Here is a 22,247-nt window from a genome sequence, read left to right as displayed (position 1 = left end):
TCTCATCTGACATTCTTGTAAAAAATCCACTAACCACAACTTAATAGGAGGGTCAGCTATGACAAAACAATTACAAATTGGAAATACAGATTTATATGTTAATCCTATTGGACTTGGCGCAAACACCATAGGGGCTCATAATCTATATCCAAATACGAATGATGATGAAGGTAGAGCACTAGTAGAGGCTCACCATCAATACTGGTATCGATTATTTCGACACAGCATTTAGTTATGGTTATGGCCGATCAGAAGAATTAATCGGGGAGACATTAAAAAAGCTTAACAAACGAAACGACGTGGCCATTGCAACTAAGGGTGCGCAAAAATTTGTGAATACAGAAACAGTCATTGATAACTCTCCTGGCTTTTTAAAGCAAACGGTTGAAGATAGTCTGAGACGTCTGCAAACAGATTATATAGATTTGTTTTACATACATGCACCTGAGGAATATACCCCAAAATATGAAGCGGTAGGTGCTTTGAAAGAATTAAAAGATGAAGGGAAAATACGAGCTATCGGTGTATCGAATTTTTCAATAGACCAACTAAAAGAGGCGAATCAAGATGGATATGTTGATGTGTATCAGGGACACTATAATTTAATAAATCGTGATGCGGAGAATGATTATTTCCCATATACAACTGAAAAGAAAATATCCTTTGTGCCATTTTTCCCTTTTGCTTCAGGATTACTGGCTGGCAAGTATACAAAAGGTACGGTATTTAACGATTTTCGTAGCAAGATGCCACATTTACAAGGGGAAGTGTTTAAACAAAACTTACAAAAAGTAGAACAAGTTCGGGAAATCGCTAATGCCAACAACGCGGAAGTGGCACAGATTATATTAGCATGGTATTTAACAAAAGAACCGATTGATACCGTTATACCAGGTGCAAAAAAGGAAGAACAAATACAGCAAAATGTGGCTACATTGAATGTTCAACTGAGTGAAAAAGATAGAAAAGCAATTGATGAAATCTTTTCTTAAGGACCTTTTTGCATACTTTGTTGTTTTCTAAGACGCATAATCCATCTTATATGAAGGACATTTCATACTAGATAGCAACATCTTTTAGAAAAGATACTTTCTTAATGAAAACGAAGGGTGCAGGAATCACAACCTGCACCTTTTGTTTTTACACACTTAATTTTATACAGTTTCCTGATGGGTCTTCTACCAAGTAATATCCATCTTCTTCTTTGTCGGTTGCATCGATTTTCTGTAATTGATTTCGAACATGTTTCCTATACTCTTCGTCAGGAAACTGTAGGGTGAAATAATTTAGCCCAACACTATTTTCAGCTGGCGCTTTAGCACCTTCCCCATTCCAAATGTTTAACCCTAGATGATGATGATAGTGACCAGTTGATGCAAAAAGCGCTCCTGGATAGGTTGTTACAATGTCGAAGCCTAAGCCATCTACGTAAAACTTCTCTGTTATTTGTAAATCAGCAACATGCAAATGAATATGACCCATCACTGTTTCTGAAGGGAGTCCTGTCCATTCTTTATCACTCTCTTTTAACAACCCTTCCCCGTCTAAAGGCTCTGTCGCCATTGCAACCTTGCCATTTTCCCAGTTCCATTCTGAAGAAGGACGATCCCGGTACACTTCAATTCCATTTCCATCTGGATCATTTAAATAAAGTGCCTCACTAACATAATGATCTGATGCACCTAATTGAACACCCTTTTGGATGATATGTTTTAAAAAGGCCGATAAATCACTTCGTGTAGGCAAGAGAATAGCAAAATGGAATAAACCTGTTGTTCGTGGTTCTTTTGGTTGAACATGATCTGGCTGTTCTAATGTTAATAATGGCGTTTTTCCATCTGCAGTTAATACTGCTTTTCGGCTTTCTTGATATAAAGGTTGAAATCCGATTATATCTATATAAAATTCAACCGATTTTTGTATATCTGTCACATTAATACTGACATCCTTTACATAAACTGTCGGTTTTTCAAAAAATTCTTTCTCCATGACACAGTCCTTTCCTTTGCGTTTATTATTTTTTAATAGTAAGTTACTTATTGTAAGTTTAGGAGATTCCATCAAAATTGTCAATAACAGAACAAAAGCTAGAAGCGCCTTGATCACCCCCGATTAGAAAACTAGGCTTTTCGCCAAGTTATTATGGCGAAAGCCTTAGTTGCACTTATGCAGTAAGAACGTTTTATTTCTTATCTGCCAACATAAGCCAAGCCTCGACGTGGCGTTTTTTGCGCGTAATGTGGATTGACTTATGACCTCGAGGGGGTAGGCGCTGGAGCTGGACGTGGCCTTTCCTATATAAGACGTAATGAGGCCAACTTTTTATACTTTCTTACCTTTGAACAAAAAGACCAAGTAAACATTATGCTACTTGGCCTTACATGCTCATTATTTTTCTAGTAATTGTAAATAGAATTTGCCAACTGCATCCTTTTCATACAAGTTCGTAATTGATGTAGAATAAGCAGCTATCGTAGCCGAAAAGGAGATATCTTCTTCCGGTACCTTCACATGAAAATCATTTTCATATAACAAGGTCGTGACATCGTGATAATCATGATGCGTGACAGGAAAGGTCATCGTTAATAGATGCTTTCCCCCCTTTTCTTTTACCTCTACTGTTTCTACTTCCAATTCATAATCATTTAATTGAACTATTTGACGCAATTTGTTCACCTACTTTATCTAAATCTATGACTCCTGTCCCAGAGAAACGTCACCGTTATGATGATCCTGGTCCACATATAATTTTTGACTTGGGATTGCAATGGTAACAGATTCTCTTTCCAATATCTGCAGTATTTTAAGATTAATATCTTCTCTTACTTTTAAATATGCTCCCCAGTCGGTTGTTTTTGTAAAAAAATATAAGAATAGATCGACACCATATTCCTTGTATTGATCGAAATTCACAAAAATGGTCTCTGGATGTACTTCAGGGTGATTTTCTAAAAGAGACTGTATCTCTTGAACGACTACTTCAATCTTAGAAGCTGGTGTATCATAGGCCAATCGCAACGTAAACGTAATTTGCCTTTTTCCCATCTTACTCCAGTTTGTAATGAATGAATCTGCTAATGTTGCATTTGGAACGGTTACCAGGGCATCTGCAAAAGTTCGAATTCTTGTACTGCGAAATGTAATATCCTCGACAACCCCCTCAACATTAGGTGTTGCGATCCAATCCCCAATTGTAAAAGGCTTTTCCGTAATGATCACAATTCCACCAAATAAATTCGCTAATGCATCTTTAGCCGCTAAAGAAAACGCTAGACCTCCTAAACCTATTCCTGCAACAAAGCCTCCAATTTCATAATCAAATTCTTGTAAGATGACGCTTATACTGATTGCCACAATGATGACTTGCAAGGTTCGTGATAAAAAAGGTATTAAAATCTCATCAATATGAATATTCGTTTTCTTATTAATTTCCTTAAAGATAGAAGAGGATACAGAGGAAAGGTTAAAGAATCCCCAACTCACTAAAAATATTATGGCTACACGCCTAAATTGAATAAACACCTCATGCGTATGGCTTAGATGTGGATAATACCGAACGGCAAAATAGATACCAATTATGATAAACAACCATTGTACTGGCTTTTCAAAAGAAACTAATATATTAGTCAAAAATGTATTATTTGCTTTACTGACCAGTTTTTTTAACATAGCAAATATATACTTAGTAAATAGCTTTCGTAAGAGTAAAAACAATAAAATAACCCCAATAGCTATTCCAAGTACAATTAAATGATCATATGAAAGGAACTGTTCCCATGTCATCTACCATCCTCCTCATAAATATTATTTCTAGCATAACACTTTTCGGGAAAATTACCTTCTATTTGGTTTATATTACTTCATAGAACTATCCATACCTTATTATAATAGAATAAAGGATAAACGTTTTTAGGAGGACCTACTATGATTGTTAGAGAAAACGAGGATGTATTTACGCTAATTGAACAGCATCGCCACGGAATGATTGCAGGTCATATCGCTTTCAATTGGAGGGAAGATATTTTTCCAGGAATAGCACATCGAGAATCAGTCCTATACGCGGTTACCAATCATGACTATGGCTGGAAACCAATTGATGAACAACCATTTTGGAATGATAAAAAACAAATGCCATACATGTTTATGGATTTTCCATTGTTACCAAGGCTTGTTTTTTATCGGTATGGAATCGATCAAGTAGCCAGGCACGATGCTTATGCAGGCCTTTTATGCAGCAGGCACTATGTTCAATTCCTTATCAATGATGAGACAAGTGAAGTCCATGAATTTATTCGCTATGAAGAAAGGCGACAAGCTCAATTAAAGAAAAAAGTTCCAAACTTTGATTCAGCCTTGTTTGATGCACACTATGGATTTTTGCAATTGTGCGATAATTTATCCCTTTACATATGTTTAAATGATCCAGGTGTCCCAAAAGATAAGGAACACTCCTTTTTTCGCAATGGAGTTCCCATTCCCCCTGCTCTTGACACCTTGAAACAAACAAAACTGCAACCAGAATGGAAAGACCTTCAAACGATTATAATGGATCAGTTTGTCTTTCAACATCCCATTACAATTCCGATCAAACAAAAGAAAATTCATAAACACAAGATTCAAGAGAAAGGGTTCCTAAACACATACCAGGAAACGCCTACTCAAATAATGAACGTTTCGTTGGTGCCAGCATAAAGTGAAATTTCAATCAGTGGGGTTTCCTTTCCTCCCCCACTGATTGTTAGTTGAACGAATCGGACATTTACGGGCAGTTTGATCCCCCACTTTATCTTTCTTTGATCTCCTAAGAAATCTTGAAGTGGGGGTCTTACTGTCCGTTACATGCGGGATAAATCACTCACTTATCCAAAATGCTATTAAAATAACGCATTCGATATGCATTCATAGCCGTTTCCCCTAATGTATCAAGAAGATTATGGTTCGCATAAGCACCAACTATAGCACCAAAGCCTGGAACTAACTGCAGCATTTTTATCAGATCAATATAATCTCGATAATTTTGTTGGAATTCCCGCCAATCTAATTCTACCAGGTGTTCTTTCTCGTGATCCCAATTTTCGATAATCGAAAATGTTTCTTTCCGTTTTGTATCAGGGGAAAATGCAAGCTGAAAAACATGAAGAATGAATAGTCGTTCCTCATAACGGTTAGTATCACACCCATAAATGGAAGCTACTTCAAATAGAAACTTAATTTTAATGGTTAATAGCATTGGAAAATCAGCAAGACCAAGGAAAATACCTCCCGCCCCTGTACCTGCTCCCTCCACTGTTGCTGTCTTACGGTAAGCTGTTAACTTTTCTTTTGCTAATTCATCTCGATCATAAAGAATTTTTCCCATTGCTTGCTGTTTTTTTGTCGTTAGATTAGAACCAACTAAGGTCATCTTCACCATATTTCGAATAGCTTCCGTAATGATCGTATGTGCTTTGTCTGGAATCATTCCATTTACTTTTGTCTGTGCTTTCTTCGATAATTTTTGAAACATGCTAGCGTCCTTTAACACCTTTTTACGCCATAATTTAAGTTCCTTATACACTTTTTCTTCATATTCATTCATGCTAATCATCCTTTTTCTCAGTTAGCTATTATTCTATCTTAGAACGTCCTTATCAAATGTGTTCATTTATACGGGACATGTCGAAGCCACTTTCCAGCTAACATTTTCCTAATGTTGAAAAAAGGTATCTATAGCATACATACACTACAGATACCTCACATTCAACACTTACCAAATACTTAATTTACTGCATTCTTTACTTCTTCTGGTACGTCAATCGCATCAATGTTATTTATATTCTTGTAGGTTGATTGTACACTTTGTACTAAATCCATCTCTTCTGACCCCATGGACATTGTCATGTCAATATCCATATCAACGGAATTCATTTCATATGTTTCTTCGTCTAATTGTATTTCATAATATAAATCATTAATACTCATATTTTCAAATACATTCGTTCCTAAATCCCCTAGTTCACTCATCATGTCTTGTGACATCATGTCTTCAGCTAAATCCTTAAATTTTTCCCCATCTGCTGCTAATTTTAAGGTAATGTGACCATTTGCCTGCTCAACTGATACATCTTCTATAAACTGTTCCATCATTTTTAACTGTTCAGCAGGATCTTGTTGTTGTTCTTCCATCATGTCAAGTGGCACCATTTCACTGTCCATCTTCATCCATGATCCTGTAAACCCTTCATACATATACATTTCATCATTTAACATATATTGTTCCATTTCAGTTTCTTGCTCTTCTTCACCCATGACCATCTTCAATGTTCCCTTTTGGTGAATTGCTAATGGTTCCAATATCATTTCTGACTCTAGGTTTGTCTCCATTTCCATCATAGTTGACTCACCAGCAGCACCAATCTCTTGTTTCATATCGATCGTTACTTCAGCACTATTCATTGCCTCAGAAGCTTCTAAGGCTTCTGTATAAATTTCTTCTGCATTTAAGCTAGCATCACTCGTTTCATTACATGCCACTAGCATCATCATTGATGTTGTTAATACCAATAACATCCACTTTTTCATACGTATCCCCCTAAATTTAACATAATACCTTAAGTACGTTTCACCATTTTAAATGTTTCATAATATAGAAAAAATAAACCAATAGCTACCATATGTTAATGAATAGTGAAACATGATATACATTATACCTAGTTTATTAGAATTAAACACAATTTTTACTGATAATCAATCAATAGGAAACTTAGTGGCTCTTCTCTTCCGCTAATCATAAAAAAACACTATTTCAAAGGTCAAGTGGAATCCTCGTTTTGCTATCCATCGTTAAATCATGTTATTTTGAGGCAGAAAAGCCCAATTAACGGAATGTGAATTACAAATTATTCACCAAACATGGGTTTTTCGGTAAATAACGGAATGACGATTCATTCGTTAAAGGAAGGCGGATCCTCATTCCGCTATTGACGAGAAAAGTGCTGTTTTTAGAATCAAATGTAATCGTCGTTCCGCTAATCGCATTAAATCATGGAACTATGAGGGGAAAATGGCCAAATAACGGAACGAGGATTACAAATCAGCTCCCAAATGTGGGTTTTTTTTTGCAAATAACGGAATGTCGATTCATGAAGTTAAGTGGTAGGCCTAAAGGATCGTGTATTATACTTCTATATCACGTTTTCGGTAGCCGATAAAGCCTATAAGCATCATGATAAAAGCTAATCCTGTTAATATAATTATTGGTGTTATTTCCATATTATCAATAGGAAGCCCAGGAATATAACCAAACGGGGATATTTTTTCAAGCCATGTTGGCATGTCAAATAATCCTCCAAAATATAGAACCATAAAAGAGTAAAATAGATAAAACCAAACAATACTACTAAAATTTGGTTTTAATCCAATTAAGACTAGCGATACACTAATCATTATGAGAATAGCTGGATAATATACAATGGCCGCAACAAATAATGTACCGAATGTAAATGGATCTTCCATTACTGCTGCACTAGCCACCCATAAGCCTATTCCTGCTAAGGATACCATCACAAACCCGTTAATAACCGCAATGATTAGAAAGCTAGCCATTAATTTTGTGCGTGAAACAGACCTAGCTAAAAAATGCTCGATACGGCCTTTTTTCTCTTCACCATATAATTTATTCATCGCCATTACTGGTGGAATGGTTGCCAAAATTGCCATAACGACCATTAACATTGGAATAAACTGCTCTGTAAAGGAATGACCACCAGAAGCATCTAACATTTGCATCATCATTTCATTTCCTTCAAAAAAGGAGTCTAAATCTCCCAACACGGAGCCATATGAAACACCAATAACAAATAACCCTATCGCCCAAGCAATTATCCCTGTACGCTGTAATCTTAATGCAAGGCCAAGTGGTGTTTGTAAAAAACGTGAGGCATATCTTTTACCTGACTTTGCCGAGAAAAATCCGGCCTCTAAGTCACGAATAGCATTTAAATAGTTTGCAATCGCAAATAGAATTATAGATCCAATTAATAGTAGTACAATCGGAATCCAATTATTTGCCCCATATACCTCTGTCTTTGTTACCCATCCAAGTGGGGAAATCCAACTTAATGCTTCAATACTCACATCTGTTACACCACGAACCAGGTAAGCTATTAATAATACACCAATGGAAAATCCAATTGTTCCACGAGAACTCTCCGATAATTGCGCAAACAGTGCTGTAACACCTGTAAAAAAAATCCCTGTCCCTCCCAGTGCTGCACCATATAGTAGAGAACCCTCAAGGTCCATACTTTCAATATTTAATAAATACAACCCAACCCCAATTAACAACGCCAGAACTAGATTAATACCACTATATACGGAAACAGTTGCTGTTAAATTCGCCAATCGTCCAGCAGGTAAGGAGCGAATAAGCTCAATACGTCCACTTTCCTCATCTCCCCTTGTATGCCGAGTGACGAGTAGAATATTCATCAGTCCTACCACTACTGCTGTTAATAGTAGCATCTGATGACCTGTCATGACACCAATTGTATAATTAGTTAAATCAGCTGGTCCTACCATGGCAACCATAGCAGGATTTTCCATCGTGTTTGCCATTATGTCACGGTCTTCTTGTGAACCATATAACCCAAGAAACGCGATTGGTACAATTAACGTAAAGAACAGAAATCCAAACAGCCAAATCGGAATACGTATCCGATCACGTCTTAGAACAAACTGTGCTAAGCGACCCGTTTGATGGTAGACTGTATCAGCCATTCGCTGCACCACCTTTATCACCAGATTCCTCCCCTTCATAATGACGCATAAAGAGATCTTCTAATGTAGGTGGTGCACTCTCTAACTTTTCTATACCAAAGGAACTGATATGTTTGATAACAGAATCTAATTCCTCTGTATCAACTTGAAACGACACAGCATCCTCTTGTTGTTTAAGTGCATGCACACCTTTTAGGTTATTTAGATCAGAAATAGGGGATCTTGTTGCGACTAGTAAATTTGTCCGTGTTAAGTGTCGAAGTTCAGTTAATGTACCAGTTTCAATTATTTTTCCTTCCCGAATAATTCCTACTCGATCACATAACTTTTCAACCTCTGATAAAATATGACTAGATAACAGGATACTTTTTCCTTCTTTTTTCGCCTCAAATACATACTCTTGGAAGATCTGTTCCATCAATGGATCAAGGCCAGAGGTTGGCTCATCTAAAATATAAAGATCAGCATCTGCAGCAAATGCAGCAACTAATGCTACCTTCTGCCGATTCCCTTTTGAATAGGTACGACACTTCTTTGTTGGATCCAGCTTAAATTTATGAATTAATTCTTCTCGCCTTTTTGTATTGATATCGGCTCCACGAAACTTCAAAAATAAATCGATCACTTCCCCACCTGTTAAATTGGGCCAAAGATTTACATCGCCTGGAACGTAGGCAACTCGCTTATGAATTTCAACCGCATCACCCCATACATCTTTTTCAAATATTGTCGCATCGCCAGCTGTCGCCTTTAAGATTCCCAATAAAACTCGAATCGTTGTTGACTTTCCAGCTCCATTTGGCCCAATAAAGCCATACACCTCTCCCTTATTCACGGTAATATCCACACCATCTAATGCTTTAAACTTCCCAAACATTTTCGTTAAATTTCTCGTTTCCACCACTGCCGACATGACACATCCCCCTTGTAATCATTACTTGTAAAAGCTTTTTTTCAATACATCCAAGTATTCATAGAACTCATCCCAATATGGTTTTAGATCTATTGTCGAAAACACTTTCCCTTGTAAACGTTTTTTCAAATCCTGCTGATAGCCTTCTATTGCCCATTGAATTAGCTGAAATGCTTTTTCTACATCAATACCTTCACGAAACAAAGAGTAATCAATATCTTGATACAATTTTTTATATCCGATCTCTGTTAGTTTATGATATTTTTCTTTTAAATCTTCTGGTAATTGATCGTCAGCTATTAAAAAAAATGTTCCTAAAAACTGAAACACATTGGGGTGTTCTGCAAAAAAGTGCATTTTTATTTTTGATGATTGTTTAAGACGTTCTATAAAGTCTGGTTCATTTTCATTAAACTTCGCAAAATAATCTTTGATCGTAATGTCCATACTGTAGTTAGCAAGGTAATAGTAGAGTTCTCTTTTATTCTTAAAATAATAAAAGAGCATCCCCTTTCCTATTCCTGCATTTTTGACTATTTGATTGGTAGAAGCTCTGTCATATCCATTATCAGCAAACTCCTTTAAGGCTGCATTCAATATCCGCTTTCGTTTCTCATAATCAAGGTTTTCAAACGTTTCCGTAATGGAAACCACCCCCTCTTCAATCAATAGACCAAACCGGTCGATTTCAGTGTAACACCTTAGACCACTATGGTCAATAAGAGGTCTTTAGTTGTTGAAATATCGTTAATTTTTCTTCTACAATAAAGGGGAAATTTATTTTGAAAGGAGATATTAAATGATTCCGATAAATATTTTAGACTACTCCCCCATTGACGAAGGAGCAACATCACGAGAGGCTTTGCTACAAACAACTGAATTAGCAAAACATGCAGAAGCACTTGGCTATAAACGGTTTTGGGTTTCTGAACACCATAACGTATCCTCAGTAGCTGGCAGTACACCTGAAATGCTAATGATGCATTTAGCCACTTCAACCTCCTCTATTCGAATAGGATCTGGTGGTGTTATGCTACCACATTATAGTTCCTATAAAGTTGCAGAAAATTTCCGTATGTTAGAAGCACTTCACCCTAATCGTATTGATCTCGGAATTGGTAGGTCTCCAAGCTTTCGAATGGTAAACCGAGCATTAAATGAAGGAAAAGAAAAACGAGTAGACTATGAACAACAAATTAAGGACATCATGAAATATTTTACAGATAACGTATCATATGAGCACCGTTTTCAAGACCTTCGTGCTACACCCATTATCCCGACGAAACCTGAAGTCTGGTTGTTAGGAAGTAGTAAAGGCAGTGCGAAACTTGCTGCAAGAAATGGAACGGCTTATGCATATGCCCACTTCGCCAAGCCTACTAAAGAAGGAATTGATACAGTGAAGCATTATCAGTCCCAATTCCAAGCCTCTCCCATTAACCATAAACCCATTACGAATATTGCTGTTTTTGCGGTTGTTGGTGAGACAAATGAGGAAGCCGAAGAAATTGCAAAAGCATTAGATTTATGGTTGTTATCGGTTGAATCCAATCAACTAACACCATATTATCCTTCGATTGAAACTGCCATTAATCGCGGTTTTAGTTCCATCGAATTAGAAAAAGTTTTACGTAATCGAAAACGGATGGTAGTTGGGAATCCACAAACCGTAAAAGCACAGATCGAAAACATAGTAGAACGCTATCATACAGATGAAGTCACCATCATCCCAAATGTGTATGGTACAAAGAATCGAATGAAAGGAATTGAACGTTTAGCAAATGCTTTTTCATTATTTTAAAAGTTCATGACATATAAGGAAGGTTATGGTAAAGTGTACAAATAGGTGTTTAAATCAGCTGTTTATATGGAGGGGGGGAATCCAGTTGGGGGTTATGTTTCAAGTCGTCATTCCAATATTCGCCATAATTGTATGCGGATTTTTAGCTGGACGATTTTCTCTATTACCATCTAATGGTACAACAACGTTAAATTTCTTTGTTTACTATTTTGCACTGCCAGCACTTTTATTTTATTCATTATCCACAGCATCCACAGAACAACTAACAAATACCAATTTTATTCTAGCAAACTTACTTATTATTCTATGTTGCTTTATTGTTACAATCCTAATCTTTACGATTGTTTTTAAAAAGAAATTTCCCGATGTCAGTTTATATGGAATGATTACATCTTATGGAAATACTGGATTTTTAGGTATTCCGCTCTTAACTGCAGCATTTGGCCAAGAAGCTGCCATTCCTGCAGCTATTACCACTTTTATCTATGATGTAGTAGTTATCTCGTTTGTCATTATTTCATTCGAAATTTCCAAAGCAACTAAATCAAAACAAACTGATCAACGACAGCTTGTCCCAATGTTAGGGTCAATTGGTAAAGCAATTCTATTAAATCCAATCAATCTATCCTTAATAATAGGTATTACGGTTGTCCTCCTAGAGATCTCAATTCCCCAGTCTGTTTATGTTTTTGCAGAGGTACTTGGACCTGCTGCAGGACCTACTGCACTCTTTTCACTTGGATTGGGATTAGCCAGTGAGCGTTCCGTATGGAAGAATAAAGAGATTGAACTAAAAGAATCAATAACACTAATCGTTTTAAAATTAATTATGTTGCCGATTTTAGCATTCGTTATCATTCACTATATTTTCCCTATTGAAGATGACTTATGGACTACATCACTTGTAATCTTATCGGCTTTACCGACAGGTGCACTTGTTTACGTTTTTGCAGAGAAATACCAAACATTACAAAAGCAGGTTCCATTATTAGTATTAACCACAACGGTTATTTCTATATTTACCATCTCGATTTTTCTTGTATTTCTTTCTAGTTAAAAGGTGTTATTCCATACATAAAAGACCCTATAAAAGGACGCTTCTCCAAAGTTTCCTTTATAGGGTCTTTTTCATGGCTGTTTTCTAAATCATTGTTGCTTTCTAGTATAAAACGTCGTGCAGATAAGATGTATTATGCGCAATAGTTTTAACATGTTTCCTTACATCCTTTATAGGATGAGTGGTCAACCATCGCAGCGGAAAACACTCGCTTTCACCATGGGTACAAGGGCAACATCTGTTCAAACTCCCAACGGTCGTTTTCACAGTGTTTTCTTTCCCTCGGGGAACGCTTCAGCCTCCTCATAGAAAAACGTAAGCGCCTTGGTCACACCCGACAAGCTTAAGCCAAGCCTCAGTGTGGCGGTTTTTGCCACAAAGAGGATTGACTTAAGACCTCGAGGGTGTAGGCGCTGAAGTTAGACATCGCGAGTAAAAAGCGCTCGCTGTGGGGTCTTCAGACTGTTCCTTTTCCCGTAGGAGTCTCGCATTTTCCGCTGCTTGGAATTGTTTTACTAACAAGTAATTAGGTTCTGTAGCTAAATTTTCTATTATTCGCTTGAATCAATTACGCATTGTCAATTGTAATGAAGAAAATTAGAACACCTCAATCTAGCGGAGGAAAAACATGGAGACTCCTGCAGTTCGTCGGCTAACGTCGGTCACGTCCTGTGACCAACGCCGACACTAGAACGTCCTGTTCGTCGAAGAGGCCTAGGTGAGACCCCTAAAGACGAGTAGCACGAGGAGGCTCAACAGCCGCCTGCGGTAAAGTAGACACTGTGAAAACGAATAGTTTGAACAGATGTCACACTTATGCCCCTGGTGAAAGCGTAGTGTTTTTTCCGAAGCGGAGCAATGTGTATATTATAGTTACTGCGCATAATATAGATTATGCGACGTAGAAAACAACAACGTATGCGAAAAGAGCCTTTTGCATAGATGTCTGGTCTTTGGTAAATCAATTTTACCACTAAAGCATTTCATACGTGTTATCAGGTGCTTCTTGAATAAAAAATGTAGGTTGATCAGATGTTAGTAACACTAATTCATGCATGGCACGTGTACAGGCTGTATAAAAAAGGCTGCGATCTGCTTCTTTTGCATAATGTCCATTTGAAGCATCTGGAATGATGACAGTATCAAACTCAATTCCTTTAGCTAAATAAACTGGCAGTACAAGTACACCTTTATGAAAAGCGTATGTTTCTTCATCAATGATGTGGATAGCTATTTTCTCTTTTATTCGATTATAAATCTCTTTACTCTCTTGTAAGGTTTTCGTAATAATAGCAATCGTCTCATTCCCTTTTTCTTGAAGGTTGTGTATACGTTCAAGTAGGGGTTCTATTGTATGATGGTCTGTTTGAATTATTCTTGGCTTATTCCCTTCCCGATTAAACGGAATTATTTCTTCATTCCCTGGTGCAAAATACTTCGTAAAATTTACAATTTGCTTTGTGGAACGGTAACTCTTTGAGAGAGTAATTCGTTCATGATTCTGTTGCAACCTATCTCGATTCAATGGATTTTCCTTTGTCGCATACGTGTAAATTGCTTGATTTACATCCCCTAACAATGTCATTCGCGTATAGGGAAACAAATACCGAATATAAGCAAATTGAAATTCTGAGTAATCTTGTACTTCATCAATAAATAAATGTCTCACAGAGCGGTCTTCATTGTCACCCATTATCCGGTCTTGGAAATACGCAAATGGTGCTGCATCCTCCCACGTTAAAAACCGATCTTTTAAATGCTTGGTAGTGATTTCTGTAATTCCCCCCCAATTTGTTGGTGTTTCTAACGTTGGCTCCCACCTTGTAAACATATCATGATAAGTTGCGACAATATGAACAAATTCAAACCGTTTGATTCGTTTTATTAACCGAGAAACATACTTTTGAACAACCCACTTTCGCAGGATGTCTTCCTCTAAATCCGTATATTCTCCATCTTCAACTGTCTGCGTTTCTTGGTAGGCTTTTGCATAATCCTCTTTATCTAATAGCTCAACTTCTGCCATTACCCAATCTTTATCTTTTTCTTTCTTTTGAAATTGTCGTAGTTTCCGTATGATCCATTTTGCAACCATCTCGAGTTTATTAAATATTGGAATGGATCGATCTAACTGATAAAAGTAATCATGAATTTCTTCTCCTGAGATGAGAACTTGCTTTCGAAAGACAACATTTTTAAAGCGCATCCCATCTTCTTGCAATGTATCAATATATGCATCTACTAACTGTTTGAATGCCAAACTTGATTTATAATTCATGTTTTCCATTCGTATTGGATCCGCTTCTTCATTCGTTAAAACATATTCCAGCTGTTCAAAAGGGGACTCAATGGTTAGACTCGTACCAACTTTTTCTTTTAAATAATCTAGGAACGTATTTTGTCTTACATTTGCTTCTCCTAACTCTGGAAGCACATTCGATATATAACTAGAAAATAACGGATTTGGTGAAAATAATACAACGTTTTCGGGATGTAAGGTATCTCGATAACGATACATTAAGTAAGCTATTCGCTGTAAGGCTGCTGACGTTTTACCACTACCAGCTACACCCTGTACAAATAGTATATGACTACGTTCATTCCGAATGATTTTATTCTGTTCCTGTTGGATAGTTGCCACTATATTTTTCATTGTTGTACTAGCGTTATTTCCAAGTGCCTGTTGAAGCATTTCATCTCCAATCGTAACTCCAGTGTCAAACATCCCCATAATGTTACTTTGACGTATAATAAATTGGCGCTTTAGCGATATCTCACCAGTAATTTTCCCACCAACCGTTTCATACATTGCTTCACCTGGAGGATAATCATAATAAAGACTAGATATCGGTGCACGCCAATCATAAATAAGAAAGTTTTCTTCTTGTTGGTCCATTAACGACGCAATGCCAATATATATCTTCTCTGCGTTTTCTTCGCCATTTTCTCGAAAATCTATCCGGCCAAAATAAGGAGAGTCCTTTAATCGCTTCAATGTTTTTAATTGCTGATCTATTTTTCCGTGAACAGTCTCTTGTTGTATTAATAATTCAGCTTGTTGTTTAATACTAGCCTGTGTTTCAATGACATCATCTGGTTCATCCAGGTTTACCGTGACATCATCCCAGAACGTTTTACGAAGGTCAATAACGCTTTCTTTAAACCCTTTTGACTTTTCAATCAGAGCTTCTGCCTTCTGATCAATTTCTTTCACAACCCTATTGACACGATCTTGTTCAGCAACACGCTCATCATTGCTCATCCAATCATCTCCAATCTTTCCATTGCCCGTTTATTAGTATGTATGAATCGGTTGTATTTATGAAGACTGTTTGTTGCTTATTCCAGTATGAACCCTAATGAATAATTTCTATATTATGCGCAGTAGTTTTATCTAAAAAACCGCTACGGAAATACACTTCGCTTTCCGCGGGCGGCTGTTGAGCCTCCTCGTGCTACGCACTCTGGGATCTCACCTATGCCTCTCTTCCCGCAGGAGTCTCCGTGTATTTCCTCCGCTAGCTCATGTTCAATTTCTTATTAATATCATCATTGATGCTAATACAATAGTTGATTGGAGAGTAGGACAGTCGACTCCTGCAGTAAAAGCACGTGTCCGAAGACCCCACAGGAAGTGGTTTTCTTCCGAAGAGGCTGAGGCCGTGCCTGCGGTAAAGAAGACACTGTGAAAACGTAAAGTTTGAACAGATGTCGCACTTATGCCCGTGGTGAAAGTGACTGTCCGAAGTGGAAATCAACGGCTTTAATTTGCTGCGCATAATCCATCTACTGCGCAATATTGGTCCTTTTTATTTCCTTATCTTATGAAAAGGGGGAAGTTTTCTAATTCCTTCCCCCTTCTATTATTAATTATATGTGGCAACCGTTGTAGTAAGTTGCTGTTGTTTCCATTTTTTCAGTCTGCTATCTAATACGAAGTTTCCAAATGGAATGAATGCTACTAGAAAGCCGCCAATTGTGAAACGAAATGGCCATTTCACGAAAATCGTAGCATATATAATCGCAACACAGTAAATCGTAAAGATTCCACCATGTAGCGCACCTACTACACTTACTACTTCAGGTAAATTCCAAATATATTTTAATGGCATGGCAATAAATAATAACACCACAAGGGATGTACCGTCTAAAATCCCCATAAATCGGAATTGGTTAAATGCATGTTTTAGCATATGCTATTGTATCCTCCTAAAAATAAGTTACGTTATCTATTATATAGTAGGATTGTCCATACTGTACAGAATCTCTAATTATAAGAAAATCTTGGACTATGTATTGTTTGAGCCATTAGAAAAACTCGCATTCGCTCGTCTTTTAGCGAAGGTGTTAGTTTTTCCTATACTTGGGACATTAAAATTTTAGCTACGTCAAGTCCACTTCTTGGCTAAAATTTTATACTTTCCTAACGTGTAAAAAAATCAGCAAGCAAGGTGCTATAACCTACCTTTTGCTTGCTGATCTATTTTAAAGAGTTTGTAATTTAGTTTTCGCCACTAAGTTTAACAAGGATTTTCGCTTGTGATTTATCATTGATTAATGATTCAAAGCCTTTATCAACGATTTCTTCTAATTCAATACGGTCTGTTATAACAGGGGATACATCAAGTTGACCTGTTCCAATTAGTTCCACTGTTGTTTTAAATACATCTGGTTCATAAGCAAGTGAAGAAGCAATACGAACACCACTTGCCGTTAGTTGCATTGGGTTAAATTCTACAGGCTTTTCGAATATGGATACAATGGTCATAACTCCACGCGGACGTGTCACAGAAATTGCTTGATTAAAGGTAGGTGCCACACCTGCTACTTCAAATGTTCGATCTACACCAACTGGATAAATCGAATGCACATATTCTACAGGATTTTTCTCGCCAGAGTTAATCGCATGTGTTGCGCCAACTTCTTTCGCTTTTGCTAATCGTGTTTCAGAAAGGTCAAATGCAAAAATCTCTTTCGCACCCGCAGCTTTTGCTGCAATAATCGTTAATAATCCGATTGGTCCTACACCAAAAACAGCAACTTTTTCTCCAAATTGCAAACCAGATTCTTTAATTGCCTGAACGGAAACCGCTGCAGGTTCTACTAATGCTCCATTCTCCAAAGACATCGCATCTGGAAGTTTTATAGCATGTTTGTCATCTACTACGACAAAATCTGCAAATCCGCCATCACTATTTAACCCAACAAAACCAAATCCATTAAACATATCCACTAATGGATCCTCGTGATTTCCGCTAATGATTAATGGGTTAATCGCTACTTTATCTCCAACTTTGATATCACTAACATCTTGTCCTACTTCTTCCACAACACCAGAAAATTCGTGTCCCATTGTAAGTGGTGCTTGTACACCGGTTAATGGGTCAGGGTTGTCTGCTGGCAATGTAACGGGGCCTGTTGTGTATTCATGTAAGTCACTACCACATATCCCAGCCCAAGCTACTTTTACTTTTACTTGATTACTAGAAACTTTAGGGACTTCTTTAGTCTCTACCCGAATATCTCTTAAGCCGTGCCAAACTGCTGCTCTCATCTAAATCCCCTCCATAATAATAGTGAAACTAGAAAACTAGCTCCACTAATATTATCTTGCTTATTAGGATAAGTATCAACTAATAGAATTCTTAAGGCATCATACAATTTTGGCATATCAAAGCCTATAGTTGATAGATTCTTCTTGTATACACCTTCACAAGAAATACTGGTACTTCAAAAGCATAAAGTAACATGACATCAGCCGTTTCAGAGCCAATGCCATGTGTATTTAGTAATTGTTATCGTATTAATGTAGAGTTATGTTTCTTCACATTGTTTACGTCATAGTTATACTGTTTATACCATGCGAGAAATGCATTGATACGCATTGCCTTCACTTGATAGAAGCTACTGGAACGGATAAGGTTTTAGCTAATGTAATAAAGAAAACCTTTCCATGATAAATGGATTCATCTAATCTTTAGGCTCTTTATTCATTCCATGTTATTTTCTGCATTGCATCTTCCATATAATGCGTCGTAAAGTTTCAAATATAATTACTGCTACGGAAAACACATCGCTTTCCGTGGACTCCCCACGAGCCTCCTCGTGAAAACCCACACTGCGGGGTCTTTTAGGCTCGTTTCGACGAACACGACGTGACCCGTTCTTAGCCGATGAACCAGGAGTCTTCATGTTTTTCATGCGCTAGTTGATACTCACAACCTTCATTATGCTATTGTTCATTCTTAAAGTACTTAAAGAGGTTGTTCAAAAAGTCCGGTGAAAATGATACATCGAATTTATTCGTTAGCTTGCTTTTCCGTTACTCATGTATTAAACGAACTAAGGAACTTCTACTAAAATCGTCCACGTCCTGTGACCAACGTAGAAGTCACCACATCCTGTGGAAGTCCGTTACTCAAAGCTACGCTGCCTCGAACTTCCGACGTACAGGACGTACTAGTGTCGGCGTTGTAACAGGACGCCTGAGACCTTAGCCGACTCGGCCCTTTTAATCCTCCTTTTTGAACACGCACTTAAAGTGTAGGCAGAACACGGAGACTCTCCTATGGAAACAACACGTGTCCGAAGACCCCTAAAAGAAGTTCTGTGCGTCACTGGAGGCTGAGGCCGGGTCCCTGGCTACGAAGACACTGTGAAAACAAGTTTGAACAGATGACACACTTGTGCCCCTGGTGAAAGCGAAATGTTCTGCTGGAACGGTAAGTTACTGCGCATAATACATCAACTATACATTAAGATTAATGCTTGAAAAAGCAGCAATCTTTTATAAAACAGCCAACCCTTACATATGTCTAAAGCTAATTCTACATTAAGCCAACTCGTATTTCGAACGAGTATGGTGCCAACCAACCATCATTTCAAAGCTCGTTTCAGTTGGCCACCAGTTTTGTGACCCATAATAAAGCTTAATTCCGTATAAATTAATTCATATGATTTAGACTCTAAATCCTCCCAACCATAATCCTTTTAATCTCCTAATTCAACAATAAAACTATCTGGACCACTTGGTTTCTTACTACCACCAACTGGCTCTAGACTAGCTTTAATTAATTCAAATTCACTTACATCTTTTCCTTTTATTAAAACACGGGATGAACCGTTTTCTATCGATAGTAGTTCACCCTTCATCGTATTATTCGGATAGATGAGCCATAATTGGTAATCTTTATCCTGTCTATTTAGCAAGCCTTCTACTTCAACTAATAGTTCTTCATACCGATCATTTACCCATATATCCCCAGATACATCATCAAAGTCAGCGATTGATTCTATTTCTAGCTGCTTTGTTTGTGGATTTGTTTGAATAGAATCATCTGATATTTCTCCATTATGCATGACTTCAAAAGATGAATTAGCCGTATAATTTGGAACCGTTGTTTTTGGAAGCAGCTCAACTAATAAAAACAATAGAACAGCAACACTTCCCATCACCCATAAAAGCCTCGGATGTCGCTTAATCTTCTGCTTTGGTATCTGTTTCCTTTCTTTTTCCTCCCAAATTTTTTCTTTTAAAGATGGTGATGGTTTTACATCTATTTCTGATTCTGGTTGTAAGACTTGAGACCAATCCGCTAACATAGCTTGGCACTTCGAGCATTGTTCTGTATGTTCGGTAATGTTTATCTCTTGTTGTTCTGACAAATTGCCTAAGACATAATCAATAACCTGTTGTTCTTCAATATGTTGACCAAACGTCATTTCTCACCACCCCCGTTAGACTCCACCCACTGAAGAATTGACTTTTGTTTACGAAGGTTTTGGATTCCATAACGAATCAGTGACTTAACAGTGCCCAATGGTTTATCCATGATCTGTGCTATTTCTTTTTGAGTCCTTTCTTTGAAATAAGCATTATAAATGGCTTCCCTCTGATCATTTGGAATATGACTCAACGCCTCCATTAATACTTTTCTCTCTAACTGGGAAAGAAATTGTACTTCTGCACCTATTTCCTCCTGTACAACGATACGTTCTAGCTTGTGAATTAATAATGGTTTCTTTTTCCGTAAACGGTCGAGTGATCTACTTCTTGTTTTGACAGCTAACCATGCTTTTACACTACCTTTTCGTGAATTATATTGATGATACTTTTGAAACACTTCCAAGAATACTTCATGGCAAATATCTTCCGCTTCCGCTTTATCTTTAACTAATTGGAAGGCAATACGGAAGATAAATTCTATATGTTTTTCATAAAACCTATCAAATGAGTGTCGGGACCCTGCGGCAATTTGCTTTAGTAATTGGATACTTTCCTGATTATCATCCATAATATCCCCCTCACCACTACTTTTTTGATAAAGTGAAACTTCAATCAGTGGGGGTTTCCTTTCCTCCCCCACCGATTGTTAGTTGAACGAATCGGACATATACGGGCAGTTTGACCCCCCACTTATCTTTCAGGGTCTCCTCGAAATCTTGAAGTGGGGGTCTTACTGCCCGTTACATGTGGGATAAATTTTACAACTTTTTTTTAAAAAAATAAATCCCTTTGTTTCATTTATGCGTATCATCTATGAAAAATTCATTAGGGGGTTTTAAAGGTGTACAAAAAGCTTATTTCATTACTTATGGTAATGCTTCTCACATCACTTACACTTAGTAACAGTAAGGCATTTGCGGAGGTATCTTTATTTACTCCTTATACAGGACTTTCGGTAACACCAGGGGAATCTATTAATTATTCCGTTGATATCATCAACAACGAATCAAATATCCAGAATGTTACATTTGATGTCGATGGATTACCAGAGGATTGGTCCTACAGCATTACTGCAGACGGGAACGATATTCAACAATTATCTATTTTAGGAAATAGTGAACAAACCATCGGTTTAGAAGTATCCGTGCCACTTGAAATTGAAAAGGATGATTATTCCTTTAATCTTGTTGCAACTGATGAGAATGGAAATCAATCTTCTTTACCTTTTTTAACAACTGTAACCGAAGAAGGAACATTTAAAACGGAACTATCAGTAGATCAGCCGAATTTAGAAGGAGACACGGGGTCAAGCTTTTCCTATTCTGCTACCATCCAAAATAGAACAGCCGAAGAGCAAAACTATGCACTAACTTCAAGTGCACCTGAAGGATGGGCAGTCCAGTATAAAGCAGATGGAGATAATGTAACATCTGTAACGGTTGATGCGAATAGTGAAACATCCGTTACAATTGATGTAACACCACCTGAAAATGCGACTGCTGATACGTATGAAATACCAATTCAAGTTGCGGGAAGCGGTACATCAGCCGAGGAAACATTAGAAGCTGTTATTACAGGGACCTATGATCTTAATGTCACAACACCTACAGGGAATTTAAGTACTGATATTACTGCAGGAGACAGTCGTGTAATAGATATAGTTGTTGAAAATACGGGAACAGCAAAACTTACCAATATTGAATTATCTGCTACAACCCCTCCAAATTGGGAATCTGAATTTGACAAAAGTACCATTACAGAAATAGAGGCTGGTGAGTCTAAAACTGTCAAAGCAACACTTACTGCAGGAGATGATGCATTAGCGGGGGACTATGTCACTACCATTTCTGCATCCGCCACAGAGGCTTCAGCTGAAGCAGACTTTCGTGTATCTGTTCAAACATCGACATTATGGGGCATTATCGGTGTCCTCATCATTGTTGGAGTTCTTGGTGGACTGTACTATATTTATCGCAAATATGGGAGGAGATAA

The 22,247-nt window shown here is 37.4% G+C and carries 17 protein-coding genes and 1 pseudogene; 5 read left to right on the top strand and 13 right to left on the bottom strand.

Translation table 11 applies throughout. The features are described 5' to 3' along the window. Window positions 1-58 precede the first annotated feature (58 nt). Window positions 59-992 (top strand): annotated as a pseudogene (locus GHC26_RS11695) (aldo/keto reductase). Between the two features lie 148 nt (window positions 993-1,140). Here the strand turns inward: GHC26_RS11695 and GHC26_RS11690 are convergent. The 3 genes from GHC26_RS11690 to GHC26_RS11680 form a co-directional block, all read right to left on the bottom strand. Then, a complete protein-coding gene (locus GHC26_RS11690; protein WP_163971453.1) occupies window positions 1,141-1,989 on the bottom strand; it encodes a VOC family protein in 849 nt (282 codons plus the stop codon). A 399-nt stretch (window positions 1,990-2,388) separates the two neighbouring features. Further along, window positions 2,389-2,676: a DUF3219 family protein gene (locus tag GHC26_RS11685; RefSeq protein ID WP_404821791.1), complete on the bottom strand. Its 288-nt coding sequence runs from the start codon at window positions 2,674-2,676 to the stop codon at window positions 2,389-2,391. Between the two features lie 15 nt (window positions 2,677-2,691). After that, on the bottom strand, window positions 2,692-3,783 hold the full coding sequence (locus GHC26_RS11680) for a mechanosensitive ion channel family protein (RefSeq protein ID WP_163971451.1): 1,092 nt from the start codon (window positions 3,781-3,783) through the stop codon (window positions 2,692-2,694). A gap of 141 nt (window positions 3,784-3,924) precedes the next feature. On the opposite strand from GHC26_RS11680, the gene GHC26_RS11675 reads away from it, so the two are divergent. Continuing rightward, window positions 3,925-4,692: a DUF3891 family protein gene (locus GHC26_RS11675; RefSeq protein WP_163971450.1), complete on the top strand. Its 768-nt coding sequence runs from the start codon at window positions 3,925-3,927 to the stop codon at window positions 4,690-4,692. 163 nt (window positions 4,693-4,855) lie between these two features. Here the strand turns inward: GHC26_RS11675 and GHC26_RS11670 are convergent, their stop codons facing one another. The 5 genes from GHC26_RS11670 to GHC26_RS11650 all read right to left on the bottom strand — a co-directional run bounded on the left by GHC26_RS11670 (window position 4,856) and on the right by GHC26_RS11650 (window position 10,339). Next, complete coding sequence (locus tag GHC26_RS11670) at window positions 4,856-5,578, bottom strand: EcsC family protein (RefSeq protein ID WP_163971449.1); 723 nt, start codon at window positions 5,576-5,578, stop codon at window positions 4,856-4,858. 179 nt (window positions 5,579-5,757) lie between these two features. Next, entirely contained in the window at window positions 5,758-6,561 is an 804-nt protein-coding gene (locus GHC26_RS11665) for a DUF6612 family protein (RefSeq protein ID WP_163971448.1), read from the bottom strand. A 594-nt stretch (window positions 6,562-7,155) separates the two neighbouring features. After that, entirely contained in the window at window positions 7,156-8,757 is a 1,602-nt protein-coding gene (locus GHC26_RS11660; RefSeq protein ID WP_163971447.1) for an ABC transporter permease, read from the bottom strand. Then, complete coding sequence (locus tag GHC26_RS11655; protein ID WP_163971446.1) at window positions 8,750-9,670, bottom strand: ABC transporter ATP-binding protein; 921 nt, start codon at window positions 9,668-9,670, stop codon at window positions 8,750-8,752. The genes GHC26_RS11660 and GHC26_RS11655 overlap by 8 nt, the downstream gene beginning before the upstream one ends. Window positions 9,671-9,691: 21 nt before the next feature. Continuing rightward, window positions 9,692-10,339: a TetR/AcrR family transcriptional regulator gene (locus GHC26_RS11650; protein WP_226376926.1), complete on the bottom strand. Its 648-nt coding sequence runs from the start codon at window positions 10,337-10,339 to the stop codon at window positions 9,692-9,694. A gap of 130 nt (window positions 10,340-10,469) precedes the next feature. On the opposite strand from GHC26_RS11650, the gene GHC26_RS11645 reads away from it, so the two are divergent. Together GHC26_RS11645 and GHC26_RS11640 are read left to right on the top strand one after the other, a co-directional pair. Next, on the top strand, window positions 10,470-11,471 hold the full coding sequence (locus GHC26_RS11645; RefSeq protein ID WP_163971445.1) for an LLM class flavin-dependent oxidoreductase: 1,002 nt from the start codon (window positions 10,470-10,472) through the stop codon (window positions 11,469-11,471). Between the two features lie 94 nt (window positions 11,472-11,565). Next, entirely contained in the window at window positions 11,566-12,528 is a 963-nt protein-coding gene (locus tag GHC26_RS11640; RefSeq protein WP_226376928.1) for an AEC family transporter, read from the top strand. A 973-nt stretch (window positions 12,529-13,501) separates the two neighbouring features. Here the strand turns inward: GHC26_RS11640 and helD are convergent. The 5 genes from helD to GHC26_RS11615 form a co-directional block, all read right to left on the bottom strand. After that, on the bottom strand, window positions 13,502-15,790 hold the full coding sequence (gene helD, locus GHC26_RS11635; protein ID WP_163971443.1) for an RNA polymerase recycling motor HelD: 2,289 nt from the start codon (window positions 15,788-15,790) through the stop codon (window positions 13,502-13,504). A 604-nt stretch (window positions 15,791-16,394) separates the two neighbouring features. Then, window positions 16,395-16,721 carry a DUF3817 domain-containing protein gene (locus GHC26_RS11630; RefSeq protein ID WP_163971442.1) on the bottom strand — a complete coding sequence of 109 codons (327 nt, stop codon included), beginning with the start codon at window positions 16,719-16,721 and terminating at the stop codon, window positions 16,395-16,397. A gap of 308 nt (window positions 16,722-17,029) precedes the next feature. Next, window positions 17,030-18,082, bottom strand: a complete 1,053-nt coding sequence (locus tag GHC26_RS11625) for a 2,3-butanediol dehydrogenase (protein ID WP_163971441.1) — start codon at window positions 18,080-18,082, stop codon at window positions 17,030-17,032. Window positions 18,083-19,518: 1,436 nt separating this feature from the next. Next, on the bottom strand, window positions 19,519-20,250 hold the full coding sequence (locus tag GHC26_RS11620) for an anti-sigma factor domain-containing protein (protein ID WP_163971440.1): 732 nt from the start codon (window positions 20,248-20,250) through the stop codon (window positions 19,519-19,521). Continuing rightward, on the bottom strand, window positions 20,247-20,822 hold the full coding sequence (locus tag GHC26_RS11615; protein WP_163971439.1) for an RNA polymerase sigma factor: 576 nt from the start codon (window positions 20,820-20,822) through the stop codon (window positions 20,247-20,249). Before GHC26_RS11615 ends, GHC26_RS11620 begins: the two co-directional genes overlap by 4 nt. A 273-nt stretch (window positions 20,823-21,095) precedes the next feature. Between GHC26_RS11615 and GHC26_RS11610 the strand changes: the two genes are divergently transcribed. Continuing rightward, entirely contained in the window at window positions 21,096-22,247 is a 1,152-nt protein-coding gene (locus tag GHC26_RS11610) for a COG1470 family protein (protein ID WP_226376925.1), read from the top strand.

This window comes from Oceanobacillus halotolerans (genome assembly GCF_010993955.1).
Classification (GTDB): Bacteria; Bacillota; Bacilli; order Bacillales; family Amphibacillaceae; genus Oceanibacillus_A; species Oceanibacillus_A halotolerans.
Note: the sequence above shows the minus strand (reverse complement) of the source record. Positions and strands in the feature narration are given on the sequence as shown.